Below are 15603 nucleotides of genomic sequence, written 5' to 3'. Positions count from 1 at the left end.
GCTAGCGCCAAACGTCGGCGGATCAAATCATTTGTTGGCGCGTCGCCGTTAACGTTTACGGCGCGTGCACGTTCCCGCGGCGCGCGATGCCGCGTCCTCGCGCACGATGCCCTGTGAGCAGGCTCACGTTGCCGCCTTGAGAGCAGCGAAGCCGCGGTCGAGATCGGCCTTGAGGTCGTCGACGCTCTCGAGCCCGATGTGCAGGCGCAGAGTCGGGCCGCCCGGCGCCCATTTGGTCGCGGTGCGATAGCTGTCGCAGTCGAAGGGAATCACGAGGCTCTCGAAGCCGCCCCAGGAGAAGCCCATGCCGAACAGCTTGAGCGTGTCGAGCATGGTGTCGACCGCCTTCTGCGGCGCCGGCTTCAGCACGATGCTGAACAGGCCGGACGCGCCGGTGAAGTCACGCTTCCAGATCGCATGGCCGGGATCCGTCTCGAGTGCCGGATGCAGCACGCGCGCAACCTCGGGTCTGGCGGCGAGCCAACGCGCCATGTCGAGCCCCGAACGATGATGCTGGGCCAGCCGCACCGACAGCGTGCGCAGACCGCGCAGCGCCAGGAAGACGTCGTCGGGGCCGGCACAGACGCCGAGCAGGCGGATGCCTTCGGCGACCATCGGCCAGGCCTTGGCGTTGGCCGAGATGGTGCCGAACATGATGTCGGAATGGCCACCGATATATTTGGTGGCCGCCTGCATGCTGATGTCGACGCCCTGTTCAAGCGAGCGGTGATAGAGCGGCGTCGCCCAGGTGTTGTCGTCGATGACGATCGCGCCGCGACCATGGGCGACCTCGGCGATGGCGCGGATGTCGGGCATCTCGAACGACTGCGAGCCTGGCGCCTCCACCAGGACGGCACGGGTGTTGGGCTTGAACAGCTTATCGATGCCGGCGCCGATCAGCGGATCGAAATAGGTGGTCTCGATGCCATAGCGGGTGAGCATGCCGTTGCAGAAATTGCGCGAGGGCCGATAGACGTTGTCGCAGACCAGGAGATGGTCGCCGGCCTTCAGCACCGAGAGCAGGGTGGTCGAGATCGCCGACAGTCCCGACGGCACGATGCCGACGCCGGCACATTGCGGCCCCTCCAGCGCCATCAGCGTCTCCTGGAAGGCCTTCGTGGTGGGGGAACCGTGGCGGCCATACGTGAACTCGCCGCGATGGGCGTGCAGGTCCTCGGCGGTCGGATAGAGCACGGTCGAGCCGTGAAACACCGGCGGATTGACGAACCCCTTCTGCGCCTTGGTGTCGCGGCCGGAGGTGACCAGCCGGGTCTCGGCCTGCTGCTGGGAGGGGTGCGAGGAATCCATGCGTCTGCTTTCAAAACCGCGTTTGCAGCGGGCGCGTCGCGCCCGCGGGCTGGCCGAAAGGCCGCTGTCGTTAATAACAGAACACAGAAGAGTCCCGTCAACCCCTTGACCCGGCACGCCAGTCGTTCTGTGATGCGCAGGTGCTATTCAGTCGCCGCATGTTGAGGGGCCTGCCGCGACCTTCGATCCATCGCCTGACCGGACTTTGCGCTACAGCCATAACGGCGGGCGCCTTTCGGCGGGGATGAAGGTATGGCCTCCCGAGATCGGCGGGTGTTCGGCTAGGTTTGCCAGCATGAGTCTTGCAAGGCTAGCCTTGGTACGATTGACCCTGGCAGAGATGACCCCAAAGACAACGTTCCCGACACTTGAGACGATTTTGAAAGGCCCAAAGCCCATGAAACGCGTAACCCTGGCTCTCACTCTGGCTCTCGCCACGGGCCTCACCGCGCAGGCCGCCGATGCGCAAACGCTCAAGACCGTCAAGGACCGGGGCATGCTGTCCTGCGGCGTCAGCCAGGGCCTGCCGGGCTTCTCATCGCCCGACGACAAGGGCAACTGGACCGGGCTCGACGTCGACGTCTGCCGCGCCATCGCCGGGGCGATCTTCAACGATCCTACCAAGGTCAAATACGTGCCGCTGTCCGCTAAGGACCGCTTCACGGCCCTGCAATCCGGCGAGATCGACGTGCTCTCGCGCAACACCACCTGGACCATCTCGCGCGACACCTCGCTCGGTGCCAACTTCACCGGCGTGACCTATTATGACGGGCAGGGCTTCATGGTGAAGAAGTCCCTCAAGGTGAATTCCGCGCTCGAGCTCAATAGCGCATCGGTCTGCGTGCAGACCGGCACCACCACCGAGCAAAATCTCGCCGACTACTTCAAGGCCAACAACATGAAGTACGAGGTGATCGCGTTCGGCACCAATGACGAAACGGTCAAGGCCTATGAAGCCGGCCGCTGCGACGTCTTCACCACCGACCAGTCGGGCCTGTACGCCAACCGCCTCAAGCTCGCCAATCCCAACGACCATATGGTGCTCCCCGAAATCATCTCGAAGGAGCCGCTCGGGCCGATGGTGCGCCACGGCGACGACCAGTGGTTCGACATCGTGAAATGGACGCTGTTTGCGATGATCACGGCTGAAGAGCTCGGCGTGACCTCGAAGAACGTCGACGAGAAGGCGAAGCTGGAAAGCCCGGAGCTGAAGCGCGTGCTCGGCAGCGACGGTAATTTCGGTGAACAGCTCGGCCTGACCAAGGACTGGGTTGTGCGGATCGTGAAGGCGGTCGGCAATTACGGCGAGGTGTTCGACCGCAACGTCGGCTCGGGCTCGCCGCTGGCCATCAATCGCGGGCTCAACAATCTCTGGAACAAGGGCGGTCTCCAGTACGCGCCGCCGATCCGCTGATCACCCTGATCCGCAGCTCGCGGCGATGAGCACCGAGGCCCGTAAACCGCCGCCCCAGATCGCGCTGAAGATCAGGCGTGTGCTGGGCGGCAAGGCAGGCTGGAACGGCATTGCCGTCCAGTTTGCCTTCGCGGCGATCTTGGGCTGGATCGGCTATGAGATCGTCTCCAACGCCCGCGCCAACCTCGAAAACCAGCACATCGCCGCCGGGTTCGGCTTCCTCCGCAACAATGCCGGCTTCGACGTCAATCAGACCCTGATTCCCTACACCGGCTCGGACACGTTCCTGCGCGTGTTCGTAGTCGGGCTTCTGAACACGCTCGTGGTCTCGGTGGTCGGCATCGTCTTCGCCACCGTGATCGGCTTCATCGTCGCGCTGTGCCGGCTGTCGCCGAACTGGCTCTTGTCGCGCGTCGGCGAGATCTATGTCGAGATCATCCGCAACCTGCCGCTGCTATTCCAGATCCTGTTCTGGTACCTCGCGGTGCTCGCGGCGTTGCCCAATCCGCGGCAGAGCATTTCGCTGCTCGGCATTGCCTTCCTTAGCAATCGCGGCCTCGTGGTTCCCAGCCCGATCGGCGAGAGCGGTCTCGAGCCGTTCCTGGCGATGCTGGCGCTCGGCATCGTCGCGGCGCTGGCCTTGCGCATCTATGCGCGGCGCGCGCTGTTTCAGGAAGGGCGGATGATCCGGATCTGGCCCTATGTGCTGGGTCTGCTGTTCGGGCTGCCGCTCGCCACCATCTTGGTGTTCGGTTTACCTTTCACCGTCGAGTTGCCGCAGCTCAAAGGGTTCAATTTCGCCGGCGGCTCGCGCATCATCCCGGAGTTCGTGGCGCTGACCTTGGCGCTATCGACCTATACCGCCGCCTTCATCGCCGAGATCGTGCGCGCCGGCATCCTGTCCGTCCACAAGGGGCAGATGGAGGCGGGGTCCTCGCTGGGTCTCAGCCGCGGCACCACGCTCCGGCTGATCGTCGTGCCGCAGGCCATGCGCGTCATCGTGCCGCCGCTGACCAACCAATACCTCAACCTCACGAAAAATTCCTCGCTGGCCGTGGCGATCGGCTATCCTGACCTGGTGTCGGTATTCGCCGGCACCTCGCTGAGCCAGACCGGGCAGGCGATCGAGATCATCGCTATGACGATGGGCGTCTACCTCCTGATCTCCCTCGTCACCAGCGCGATCATGAGCGTCTACGGTTGGCGCGTCAGCCGGAGCCTCGGCGCATGAGCGATATTGCGACGTCCGCCTTCGTCCGTCGGGACCTGGTCGCCGAGCGTCCCGCGCCGGTCAAGACCACGGGCTTCATCGGCGTGCTGCGCACCCGCCTGTTCAACTCGCCGACCAACATCCTGCTCACGATCGTGGGCGCGCTGCTGCTCTGGTTCACCATCGTTCCCTCGGTCAAGTTCCTGATGGTCGATGCGGTCTGGACCGGCAAGGATCGCACGGCTTGCCTCGCCGAGAACGCCGGCTTTGCGGTCGGGGCCTGCTGGCCCTACATCCAGGCCAAGCTGCCGCAACTGATCTATGGCTTCTATCCCGAGGCCGAGCGCTGGCGGGTCAATCTCACGTTCGTCTTGGCGGTGGTCCTGCTGGCGCCGATGCTCATTCCCAGGCTGCCCGCGAAGGGGCTGAATGCCAGCCTGTTCTTCATCGCCCTTCCGGTGGTGGCATTCTTCCTGTTGCACGGCGGCGGCATCAAGGGATTGGGCCTGAGCTGGACGGCCGGCCTGCTGCAATTGTTCGACGAGAGCATCATCGGTGCCGGGCAGGCGCTGCTCAATCTCAGCAAGACGTCAACCATCGCACCGCTGCTGTGGGCCGTCGGAAGCCTCATCCTGCTGGTCGGCACGGCGATCTCCTGGCTGATCTTTCCGCTCACCTGGCTGCGCGATCAGATCCAGGAGACGGGGCAGCCGGTCTGGGCCGATTTCGCCATCACGGCCGCGATTGTCTGCCTGATCGCCTTCGTGCTTGGTGGTGGCATTCGCACCGGGGGGCGGGCTCTGGCATCCAGCATCGCCGCCTTCATCGGCATCGCGATCGTCATCAATCTGATGGGCCTCGACCGTGGGGGATTGCCGGTTGTCGCAACCAATCTCTGGGGTGGCCTTCTGGTGACGCTGGTGGTCTCGGTCACCGGCATCGTCACCTCGCTGCCGATCGGTGTCGCGCTGGCGCTCGGCCGCCGCTCGACCATTCCACTGATCCGGATCTTCTCGATCGCCTTCATCGAATTCTGGCGCGGCGTGCCGCTGATCACCGTGCTGTTCTTCGCCACCTACATGCTGCCTTTGTTCCTGCCCGGCAATTTCACCGTCGACGGGCTCGTGCGCGCCCTGATCGGGATTGCGCTGTTCACGGGCGCCTATCAGGCCGAGAACGTCCGCGGCGGCTTAGCCGCGATTCCGCGCGGGCAGGGCGAGGCGGCCGCGGCCCTGGGGCTATCCTGGTGGAAGACGACCTCGCTGATCGTGCTGCCGCAGGCGCTGCGCCACGTCATTCCGAACCTCGTCAACAGCTTCATCTCGCTGTTCAAGGACACCTCGCTGGTCTCGATCGTGGCGCTGTTCGATCTCCTCGGCTCGCTGCGCGCCTCGTTCTCGGATCCGAAATGGTCGACGCCGTCGACCGCGTTCACCGGCTTTGCCTTCGCCGGCGTCATCTATTTCATCTTCTGCTTTGGAATGTCGCGCTACTCGCTGTTCGTCGAGCACCGCCTCAACGTTCACCGCCGCAACTGATGGAGCTCACCATGTCCGACCCCATCGTCAAGATTTCCGGCCTCAACAAATGGTACGGCGACTTTCACGTCCTGCGCGACATCGACCTCGAGGTCCACAAGGGCGAGCGCATCGTGATCTGCGGGCCGTCGGGTTCGGGCAAGTCGACGCTGATCCGCTGCATCAACGCGCTCGAGGAATTCCAGGAGGGCGAGATCGTCGTCGACGGCATCGAGCTCGGTCCGAACCTCAAGCGTATCGATGCGGTGCGACGCGAAGTCGGCATGGTGTTTCAGAGCTTCAATCTGTTCCCGCATCTCACGGTCCTCGATAATTGCACGCTGGCGCCGATCTGGGTGCGCAACATCCCCAAGAAGGATGCCGAGGAGGCCGCCATGAAATTCCTGGAGCGGGTCAAGATCCCGCACCAGGCCAACAAGTTTCCCGGCCAGATGTCCGGCGGCCAGCAGCAGCGCGTCGCGATCGCCCGTGCGCTGACCATGAACCCGAAGGTGATGCTGTTCGACGAGCCAACCTCGGCGCTCGACCCCGAAATGGTCAAGGAGGTGCTCGACACCATGGTCGATCTCGCCGAGGAGGGCATGACCATGCTGGTCGTCACCCACGAGATGGGCTTTGCCCGCGAGGTCGCCAACCGGGTCGTGTTCATGGACGCCGGCCAGATCATCGAGGCCAACACGCCGAAAGAATTCTTCGCCGCCCCGCAGCACGCCCGCACCAAGCTTTTCCTGAGCCAGATCCTGCGCTGAGCCCCGGGAAATCCCGGGGGCGTCCCCGCTCCAGCTGATCGGCCGGCCCTGGCCGCGAATCAGTTAAACTCTTTCCGGGCAATCCTCCGGAGAGACACTTTGCAGAGCAGCGGCGGCGCGCGCGCATTCCAGAACGCGCGATTGCAGAAAAAATTGATGAAGCAGGCGGATGCCATCCTCTCCGCCGCGGCCGCCGCGTATGGCCAGGGCAGATTTGCCGAGACCGAGGCGCTCTGCCGTGAGATCCTGAAAGCGATTCCGGATCATGTCGACGCCATGCACCTGTTCGGCATGTGCGCGCATGACGGCCGGCGCCTGGAGGAGGCGCAACAATTGCTTGAGCGCGTGATCGAGCTCGATCCGCGCCTGCACGATGCCCATAACAATCTCGCGACAGTGCATTTCGACCTCGGCAATTACGAAGAGGCGCGGCGGTGCCAGGAGAAGGCCATCGCGCTGAAGCCGAATTTCGCGGTGGCGCTGACCAACCTCGGCAATACGCTGATGCATTTGGGGCAGTACGGCCAGGCGATCGAGTTGCACGAACGCGCCATCAAGTTGAAGCCGGATTATGCCGATGCGTTCTGCAATCGCGGCATGGTCGAGATCTTGCTTGGACAGGTCACTCGCGCCAAGGAAAGTTTCGATCGCGCCCTGCTGTTTCAGCCGCGTCACGCCGAGGCCATCGTCGGCAGCGGCATGGTCAGCATGGAGCTGCGGCACCACGAGGAAGCAGCAGCCAAGTTTGCCATGGCGCTCGCGATCAAGCCCGGCGCGCCGAGGATCCTGGCCCAGCGCGGGCGCCTCAGTTACGAGCTGCAGCGCCTGGAGCCCGCGCTTGCGGATTTCGAGGCGGCGCTTGCGATTTCGCCGAAGCTCGAACTGGCGCTCCGGGGGAAGGCGCAGGCCTGCCTCGTCATGGGAAAGACCGCGCAGGCGATGGCGGCCGCGACGACCTTGATCGAGCGAAATCCGCGCTCCGAGATGGGGTTGGCGCTGATGGGCTTCGCTTATTCGAACCAGGGGGACATGGACGCCGCGATCGAATATCTCGATCGCGCGCTGGCGATCCGACCGGACTATGGCGATGCGATCAGGGGCAAGATCTTCTTGCAGGACTACCGTGCCGAGGCCGATTTCGTGGTCCAGCAGGCGGTCCGACGAGACTGGTGGGACTTGATCGGTTCCAAGCTGCCGCGAAGGGAGCTGCCGAAGCGGCCGCTTGATCCGGAAAAGCGGATCGTGGTCGGCTATGTCGCTGCCGAATTCCGGCAGCACTCGGCGGGGCTCACTTTGCTGCCGGTGCTGCGCCATCATGATCACGCCAGATTTGAAATCATCTGCTACTACTCTTGGCCGGGAGAGGACGAGTACACCGCCAAGTTCAAGCAAATGGCGGACGTCTGGGTCGACGCCTGGCAGCTATCGGACGACGAACTCGCCGATCGCATTCAGGCCGACAATGTCGACATCCTCATCGACGTTTCGGGCCACACGACCGGTAACAGGCTGCAGGTCTTCGCGCGGAAGCCGGCCCCGATCCAGGCCACCGGCTTCGGACACGCGACGGGCACGGGCATGCAGACCATGGACTATGTGCTCGCGGATCCCATTTTCATTCCGCCATCGGTTCGGCATTTGTTTGCCGAAAAGATCCACGATCTGCCGTGCCTGATCACGATGGAGCCCGTCTCGGATCTGGCGCCTTCCGAGCTGCCGATGCTCCGCAACGGCTACGTCACCTTCGGCGTGTTCAACCGCATCTACAAGATATCGGACGATGCGATCCGGGTGTGGTCGCGTTTGATGCGAGAGCTGCCGGGATCGAAAATCATCCTCAAGCATGGTCTGCTCGATGACCAATTGCTGCGCGATAGCCTGGTCGCGCGCTTCGTGGCGCAGGGCGTTGCCGAGGAGAACATCACCTGCCTGGGCACCACCTCGCGCAACGACCACCTGGCGGCTTTTGCCCAGGTCGATATTTCCCTCGATACGTTCCCGCAAAATGGCGGCATCAGCACCTGGGAATCGCTCTACAAGGGTGTTCCCGTGGTGGCCAAGCTCGGCAACGGGGCGTCGTCGCGCGCCGGCGCCTCCATCGTGGCCGCCGTCGGTCTCGGCGACTGGGTCGCCGAGGATGACGAGGGCTATATCGAGATCGCGCGCAAATTTGCGACGCAGCCCGATCATCTCGCGAAGTTGCGCGCGCAGTTGCCGGCTCAGATTGCAGCCTCGCCCGCCGGCAATGTCGAGATCTACACGCGTGAGCTCGAGGCGGGTTACCGCCAGTTCTGGCGCGATTATTGTGCCGCCGCCTCGGACGGCGGCGAGCTGGCATAAGCAGGTCGGTTGCGCCCCAGGGCGTTACTGGTCCAGCTCACGGGGCGGCGCCGGCCGCGAATCAGTTAGACTCTTTCCGGGCCATTCTCCGGAGAGACACCTTGCAGAGCAGCGGCGCCGGCGCGCGCGCGTTCCAGAACGCGCGATTGCAGAAGAAATTGAAGAAGCAGGCGGACGCCATCATCTCCGCCGCGGCAAGTGCTCATGGCCAGGGACGATATGCAGAGAGCGAGGCGCTGTGCCGTCAGATCCTGCAAGCCGTTCCCGATCATTTCGACGCCACGCACCTGCTCGGCCTGTGCGCGCATCAAGGCGGCCGCCTGGAGGAGGCGCAACAGCTGCTCGCGCGCGCGATCGCGCTCGAGCCGCGTTCGCATGAGGCCTATAACAATCTCGCGACCGTACACTCCGGTCTCGGGCAATTTGAGGCCGCCCGCGCATGTCAGGAGAAGGCGATCGCGCTGAAGCCGAATTTTCCGCAGGCCCTGACCAGCCTCGGTAATACCCTGCTCCACCTGAACCTGCCCGAACAGGCCATCGAAGCGTACGATCGCGCCATTCGGCTGAAGCCGGACCATGCCGATGCGCTTTGCAATCGAGGCTTGGCGGAGCTGACGCTGCGCCAGTTTGATCGCGCCAAGCAAAGTTTCGAGCGCGCATTGGTGTTTCAGTCGCGTCACGTGGAAGCGCTCGTCGGCAAAGCCGTGGTCAGTATCGAGCTCAAGCACTACGATGAGGCGGAAGCCGCGCTCGGCGCGGCGCTGACGATCAGGCCCAATTCGGCGAAGGCTCTGGCACACCGCGGACGGCTCCATCTCGAGCTGTCGCGGTCGGAGCGGGCGGCGGCGGATTTTGATGCAGCGCTGGCGCTTTCGCCCAGGCTCGAGGTGGCCTTGCAGGGAAAGGCGCAGGTCTCGCTTGCCATGGGCAACACGGCGCAGGCGATTGCGGCCGTCAAGACCTTGCTCGAGGAAAATCCGCGCTCCGCGATCGCGATGACGCTGCTGAGCGCCTGTTTTGCAAACCAGGGAGAGATCGCATCCGCGATCGAGCATCTCGACGCCGCGCTGGCAATCGCGCCGGACCATGCGGACTTGATCGCGCGGAAGATCCACTTTCTGGACTTTCTTTCCGACGCCGATTTCGCGGTCCAGCAGGCCGCGCGAAAATATTGGTGGGACGCGATCGGCGCCAGGTTGCCGCAACGGAAGCTCTCACCCCGGCAACTCGATCCTGACAGACGGATCGTGATCGGTTATGTCGCTGCCGAGTTCTGGTACCATTCGGCGGCGTTCGGCCTGCTGCCGGTGCTGCGCCATCATGATCACGCGAAATTCGAAATCGTCTGCTATTCGTGCTCGCCGTTGCGAGACGAGATGACCGCCGAATTCAAGGCGTTGGCGGATATCTGGGTCGACGCTTGGCAGCTTTCGGATGACGAGCTGGCCGATCGTATCCAGGCCGACAATGTCGATATCCTGATCGACGTGTCCGGGCATTCGACCGGCAACAGGCTGCCCGTATTCGCCCGCAAGCCGGCTCCCATCCAGGTCACGGGCTTCGGCCACGCGACCGGTACGGGCCTTCAGACCATGGACTACGTGCTCGCCGATCCGGTCTTCATTCCGCAATCGGCGCGCCATTTGCTCGCCGAAAAGGTTCACGATCTGCCGTGCCTGATCACGACCGATCCCATCCTGGATGTGCCGCCTTCGGAGCTTCCCATGCTCCGCAACGGCTATGTCACCTTCGGTGTGTTCAACCGCATCTACAAGATCTCGGACCAGGCAATCCGCGTATGGGCGAAAGTGATGCGCGAGGCGACCGGATCGAAGATCATCATCAAACATACTTTGCTCGATGATTCCTTGCTGCGCGAACAGTCTGATCGCGCGGTTCGTGGCGCAGGGTATCGCCAAAGAGAACGTCATCTGCATGGGCTCGACCCCACGCCACGAGCACCTGTTGGCCTTCGCGCAGGTCGACATCTCCCTCGATACGTTCCCGCAAAATGGCGGCGTCAGCACCTGGGAATCCCTCTATGCGGGGGTTCCGGTCGTCGCAAAGCTCGGCAACGGCGCATCGTCGCGCGCCGGTGGCGCCATCGTGGCTGCCGTCGGGCTCGACGACTGGGTCGCCGAGGACGACGAGGGCTACGCCGCAATCGCGTGCAAATATGCGGCGCAGCCTGCGCAGCTGGCGAAGTTGCGCGCGGAGTTGCCGGCTCGGATCGCAGCTTCCCCGGCCGGCAATGTCGAGATCTATACGCGCGGGGTCGAGGCGGGCTATCGCCAGTTCTGGCGCGACCATTGTGCCGCGGCCTCCGAGCGCGGCGACGTCGCGTAAACAGCCGGCCGCGCGGGCCCCTTGGGCGCGCGCTTTCCGGATGTGAGGAAGCCTACGGCAGTCAGACGAATGGCGGCTTGATGTTGCTGCGCTTCTCCAGCCACTCCGGCACGGGAAGGTTCTTGGCGCGCATGAAGTCCGCGTTGAACAGCTTCGACTGATAGCGGCTGCCGGAATCGCAGAGCACGGTGACGATCGTCTTGCCGGGTCCGAGCTGCTTCGCAAGGCGTATCGCGCCGACGATATTGATGCCGGTGGAGCCGCCGAGGCACAGGCCTTCGTGCTGGAGCAGCTCATAGATCGCGCTGACGGCTTCAGCGTCGGGAATGAGATAGGCGTCATCGACCTTGGCCGTCTCGACGATCGCGGTCGCGCGGTTGAGGCCGATGCCCTCGGTGATCGAGCCGCCGGGCGTAGCCTTGGGATCGCCGGTCCTGAAATATTCGTACATGCCGGCGCCGTGCGGATCGGCGCAGGCGATGCGGATGTTCTTGTTCTTCTCTTTGAGATAGCGGCTGACGCCGGCTAGCGTGCCGCCGCTGCCGACCGAGCAGACGAAGCCGTCGACCTTGCCGCCGGTCTGCTCCCAGATCTCGGGTCCGGTGGATTCGTAATGCGCCTTGGCGTTGTCGAGATTGTTCCACTGGTCGGCGAAGAGCACGCCATTGGGCTCGGTCTTGCGCAGCTCGTCGGCGAGGCGCCGGCCGACATGCTGGTAGCTGTTCGGGTTGGCATAGGGCAGGGCCGGCACCTCGATCAGCTCGGCGCCGCACAGCTTCAAGAAATCCTTCTTCTCCTGGCTCTGCGTCTCCGGGATCACGATCAGCGTGCGGTAGCCCCGCGCGCTCGCAACGACCGCAAGCCCGATGCCGGTGTTGCCGGCCGTCGCCTCCACCACGAGCCCGCCGGGCTTCAGCTCGCCGCGCTTCTCGGCCTCCAGGATCATCCATTTGCCGGCCCGGTCCTTCACCGACTGGCCGGGATTCATGAACTCGGCCTTGCCCAGGATGGTGCAGCCGGTCAATTCCGAGGCGCGCTTGAGCTTGATGAGCGGGGTGTTGCCGATGGCTTCGACAACGTCATTCTTGATGGTCATATCGGGGGAAATCACTGGCAAAGGGGTTGATCAGCTTGGCCAGAACCTAGTGCTTGCAAGACAAAAGGGGAAGGCTTTTGCGCTGCGGCGAAACCGGTCGAAGCCCCCGCCGCAGCAGGGATATTTTTGAGAGCACAGACCCGGCGATGATGTGCTGGGCCGCGAGGCGGGATATCGGTAGGAGAATATGGGCGATCTTCGTCCGAGCACGGGAGATAACGATCGTCGTGGGCGGTCCTCGCGACAATCTTCGCCTCGATGTCGAGCTGGGTGAAAGGCGTCCGGAAGCTTGAAGGCATATCTGAGCGAGGCGCGTTCGTGTTCGGCAATTGACGATCTCGTGAGAGTGGCCCGGCCGGACCTCGAGACCGAGTTGAAGTCGCGTGGGTGCTGATAAGCGGTGCAACAGGATCGAGCCGCGCCGGTGTTGCGGCAATATCACATGAAATCTTAGTAAGCTTGAGCACGTGTCAGTGCGGCGCTGAAATGCAAGAAGCCGCTGCAAGACAAGGACATCTTGCATTTGCGCGGTCCTCATGTCGGTCCGTTCCGGCGCGCCTCTCGCACCTGCGGGACTGTCCCGCAGTTCCGCGCCCGGCTAATATGGGTCTCAGGTTCCGCAGAAAGCATCACAGCTGTGAACGAGTCGTCCAACGCCCCCCGACTGCGCCGCCGCGAATCGGTTAATCCGGCTTCGCGGTGGCGGCTCGATCTGCCCGGCGGGGGGTGGATGTGACACAAGTTGTTCCTGCGATCGCCATGCGGCGGTCTCCGGGGTCTGCGTCCAGGACGCGGCACGCGGCGCGCTGGCTTGCGGCGCTGTGCCTCGCGGCCAGTTCGGGCGCTTGCGTGCTGACGCAGGATCTTCCCGATCCCGCGCTCGATGTTCCCACGCAGTACAAATACGCCGGCAAAGGGGATGCGCCGCCGCCGCTGGATTGGTGGCGCGGTTTTCGCTCCGCGGAGCTGACGCAGCTGATGCAGGAGGCGCAGACCGTCAACCTCGACATCGCCGCTGCGGTGGCGCGCATCGTCCAGGCCGACGCCCAGGCGCGGCAGGCGGGCGCGGCGCTGCTGCCGAGCCTGTCCACGGCCGGATCGGAAACCTATTCACGTACCTCGGGCTCGAGCGCCTCGGGCCTGTCCATCGGCGGACGCGAGGTCGTCGACTATTCGGCCTCGCTGAGCGCGAGCTACCAGCTCGACTTCTGGGGCCAGAACCGCGATGCACTGCAAACGGCCGAGGAGACGGCGAACGCCAACCGCTTCGATCGCGACACGGTCGCGCTGACGACGCTGGCGGCCGTCGCCAATGCCTATTTCCAGGTACTGGCCTCGCAGGACCGCATCAGGACCTCTCAGCGCAACATCGCGAGCGCGCAACGCATCCTCGATGCGGTCAAGGAGCGGCGTAAGGCCGGCACCGGAAGCGATCTTGACGTCGCCCAGCAGGAGAGCCTGGTCGCGAACCAGAAGGCCTTGGTGCCGCCACTGCGCCAGACGCTCGACCAGAACATCAACGCGCTGGCTGTGTTGGTATCGCGCCCGCCGGAGAGTGTGCGCGTGCTCGGCGGCTCGCTGGACCGGATCGCGATCCCGCGCGTCACGCCCGGCCTGCCGTCCGAGATCCTGACGCAGCGGCCGGACATCCGCCGGCAGGAGGCGCAGCTCGCCTCGGCCACCGCAAACATCGGGAATGCCCGCGCTCAATTCTTTCCGACGATCCAGCTGACCGGCAATGGCGGCTATCAGAGCTCGGCGCTGGTCTCGCTGTTCCAGCCGCACGCCGCCTTCTTCCAGCTCGTCGGCAGCGCCACGCAGCCGATCTTCGACGGCGGCAGGATCCTCGGCAATTTCGAACTTGCCAAGGCGCGACAGGACGAGCTGCTCCAGACCTACCGCAAGACCATCGTCCAGGCCTTTGCCGACGTCGACAATGCGCTGTTCTCGATCAAGCAGACCACGATCAAGCTGCAATTGCAGCGCGATGTCGTCGCCGCCTCGCGCCGCGCCTTCGATCTCTCCGAGCAGCAATTGCGCGCCGGCACTGCCGACATCGTGACCGTGCTCAACACCCAACTGACCCTGTTCCAGGCGGAAGACGCGCTGTCGCAGGCCCAACTCGCGCGGCTTCTCGCCATCGTCAGCCTGTACCAGGCGCTCGGCGGCGGTTGGGAGCCGAGGATGGAGAAACCGGTCAATGCTCTTTAAGCCGGAGACGAAGCAAGGCGCGAAGGAGGGGACGGCGAAAAAATCGCGCGGCCGCGGCCTGGTCATGACCCTGATCACGCTCGCGATCCTCGGCGGCCTTGGTTATCTCGGCTGGACCGTCACGCATCAGCAGCAGGCGAACAACCGCAACCAGCGGCCCGATCTGCCGGTGCCCGTGCTGGCGGCGAGCCCGCGCGTCCAGGACGTGCCGGTTTATCTCGACGGCGTCGGTGCGATCCGCGCGCTCAATACCGTGACCGTGCGCTCGCAGGTGGACGGCAAGTTGATCGCGGTCAATTTCACCGAAGGTCAGGACGTCAAGAAGGGCGACGTGCTCGGCGAGATCGATCCGGCGATTTATCAGGCGCAGTACGATCAGGCGGTGGCCAAGAAGGCGCAGGATCAGGCCCAACTCGCCAACCAGCGCATCGACCTTGCGCGCTACGAGCAGCTCGCCGCCACCAATGCCGGCTCCAAGCAGCAGGCCGACACCCAGCGGGCCCTGGTGGCGCAGACCGAGGCGCTGGTGAAGGCGGATCAGGCCGCGATCGACAATGCCGCGGCGACGCTGAGCTACACCAAGATCGTGGCGCCGCTCTCGGGCCGAGTCGGCCTGCGCCAGGTCGACCAGGGCAACATCATCCACGCCTCCGACACCACCGGCCTTGTCGTCATCACCCAGTTGCAGCCGATCGCAGTGTGGTTCAGCCTGCCGCAGCAGCAGATCATGCGCGTCAATGCCGCGGCGGCGAAGGGTGCGCTCGCTGTCGACGTGTTCGGCAATGACGGCATCACGGTGATCGATACCGGCAAGCTCACCGGCATCGACAACCAGGTCGACCAGACCACCGGCACGCTCAGGCTCAAGGCGGAATTCCCCAACGCCAACTACCAGCTCTGGCCGGGCCAGTTCGTCAATGTCCGCCTCAAGGTCGAGACCTTGACGCAGGCGCTGGTGGTGCCGACCTCTGCGGTGCAGCGTGGTCCGATCGGGACCTTCAGCTATGTCATCGGCGAGGACAACATCGTCTCGGCCAAGCCCGTGACGGTGACGCAGCAGAACGAGCATGACGCCGTCATCGCCAGCGGCCTGTCGCCGAACGACAAGGTCGTCACCACGGGCTTTGCCAATTTGTCCGACGGCTCCAAGGTGACGGTCGGCCGCGACGACCAGACCCCCTCGGCCGATCTTGCCCCGCGCAAGCGCTCACGCGGGCCGGACGCTCAGAAGAAGGATGGTGCCAAGGAAGGCCAGAAGGACGGACAGGGCAAAGACGGCGAGTTCCGCGCCAAGCGCAAGAGCAGCGAGGGCGACCAGAAGGGACAGACCGGGCCAGCACCGGGGCCGGGGGCAACGGGAAGTGGAGCCAAGCAGCCATGATCCCGACAAC

Annotated in this window: 9 protein-coding genes and 1 pseudogene; 8 read left to right on the top strand and 2 right to left on the bottom strand. The window is 64.2% G+C overall.

The window, feature by feature from the left end; all coding sequences use genetic code 11:
* Positions 1-123: 123 nt before the first annotated feature.
* Positions 124-1308 carry a cystathionine beta-lyase gene (gene metC, locus ACSKB8_RS32260; protein WP_370987375.1) on the bottom strand — a complete coding sequence of 395 codons (1185 nt, stop codon included), beginning with the start codon at positions 1306-1308 and terminating at the stop codon, positions 124-126.
* 397 nt (positions 1309-1705) lie between these two features.
* Between metC and ACSKB8_RS32255 the strand changes: the two genes are divergently transcribed.
* From ACSKB8_RS32255 to ACSKB8_RS32230, 6 genes and pseudogenes are all read left to right on the top strand, one after another.
* Positions 1706-2722 carry an amino acid ABC transporter substrate-binding protein gene (locus ACSKB8_RS32255; RefSeq protein WP_370987374.1) on the top strand — a complete coding sequence of 339 codons (1017 nt, stop codon included), beginning with the start codon at positions 1706-1708 and terminating at the stop codon, positions 2720-2722.
* A gap of 25 nt (positions 2723-2747) precedes the next feature.
* A complete protein-coding gene (locus ACSKB8_RS32250) occupies positions 2748-3953 on the top strand; it encodes an amino acid ABC transporter permease (RefSeq protein ID WP_438108454.1) in 1206 nt (401 codons plus the stop codon).
* Complete coding sequence (locus ACSKB8_RS32245; protein ID WP_438108452.1) at positions 3950-5470, top strand: amino acid ABC transporter permease; 1521 nt, start codon at positions 3950-3952, stop codon at positions 5468-5470. Before ACSKB8_RS32250 ends, ACSKB8_RS32245 begins: the two co-directional genes overlap by 4 nt.
* An 11-nt stretch (positions 5471-5481) precedes the next feature.
* Positions 5482-6219, top strand: coding sequence for an amino acid ABC transporter ATP-binding protein (locus tag ACSKB8_RS32240; RefSeq protein ID WP_370987371.1), 738 nt, complete (start codon positions 5482-5484; stop codon positions 6217-6219).
* Positions 6220-6318: 99 nt separating this feature from the next.
* Entirely contained in the window at positions 6319-8559 is a 2241-nt protein-coding gene (locus ACSKB8_RS32235) for an O-linked N-acetylglucosamine transferase family protein (RefSeq protein ID WP_438108450.1), read from the top strand.
* Between the two features lie 101 nt (positions 8560-8660).
* Positions 8661-10905: pseudogene (locus ACSKB8_RS32230) on the top strand (O-linked N-acetylglucosamine transferase family protein).
* Between the two features lie 61 nt (positions 10906-10966).
* Here the strand turns inward: ACSKB8_RS32230 and ACSKB8_RS32225 are convergent.
* A complete protein-coding gene (locus ACSKB8_RS32225) occupies positions 10967-12001 on the bottom strand; it encodes a cysteine synthase A (protein WP_130214075.1) in 1035 nt (344 codons plus the stop codon).
* A 726-nt stretch (positions 12002-12727) separates the two neighbouring features.
* On the opposite strand from ACSKB8_RS32225, the gene ACSKB8_RS32220 reads away from it, so the two are divergent.
* Positions 12728-14212, top strand: coding sequence for an efflux transporter outer membrane subunit (locus ACSKB8_RS32220; RefSeq protein ID WP_438108449.1), 1485 nt, complete (start codon positions 12728-12730; stop codon positions 14210-14212).
* Positions 14202-15593, top strand: coding sequence for an efflux RND transporter periplasmic adaptor subunit (locus ACSKB8_RS32215; protein ID WP_438108447.1), 1392 nt, complete (start codon positions 14202-14204; stop codon positions 15591-15593). The genes ACSKB8_RS32220 and ACSKB8_RS32215 overlap by 11 nt, the downstream gene beginning before the upstream one ends.
* Positions 15594-15603: the final 10 nt, after the last annotated feature.

The organism is Bradyrhizobium sp. BR 1432, assembly GCF_051547705.1.
Lineage (GTDB): Bacteria > Pseudomonadota > Alphaproteobacteria > Rhizobiales > Xanthobacteraceae > Bradyrhizobium > Bradyrhizobium zhanjiangense.
This window is presented reverse-complemented; position numbering and strand designations above follow the sequence as displayed.

Bases quoted from the DNA above. Each gene is read 5' to 3' on its own strand.
- ACSKB8_RS32215 (WP_438108447.1), top strand. From the start codon at position 14,202: ATGCTCTTTAAGCCGGAGACGAAGCAAGGCGCGAAGGAGGGGACGGCG.
- ACSKB8_RS32245 (WP_438108452.1), top strand. From the start codon at position 3,950: ATGAGCGATATTGCGACGTCCGCCTTCGTCCGTCGGGACCTGGTCGCC.
- ACSKB8_RS32255 (WP_370987374.1), top strand. From the start codon at position 1,706: ATGAAACGCGTAACCCTGGCTCTCACTCTGGCTCTCGCCACGGGCCTC.
- ACSKB8_RS32240 (WP_370987371.1), top strand. From the start codon at position 5,482: ATGTCCGACCCCATCGTCAAGATTTCCGGCCTCAACAAATGGTACGGC.
- ACSKB8_RS32250 (WP_438108454.1), top strand. From the start codon at position 2,748: ATGAGCACCGAGGCCCGTAAACCGCCGCCCCAGATCGCGCTGAAGATC.
- metC (WP_370987375.1), bottom strand. From the start codon at position 1,308: ATGGATTCCTCGCACCCCTCCCAGCAGCAGGCCGAGACCCGGCTGGTC.
- ACSKB8_RS32225 (WP_130214075.1), bottom strand. From the start codon at position 12,001: ATGACCATCAAGAATGACGTTGTCGAAGCCATCGGCAACACCCCGCTC.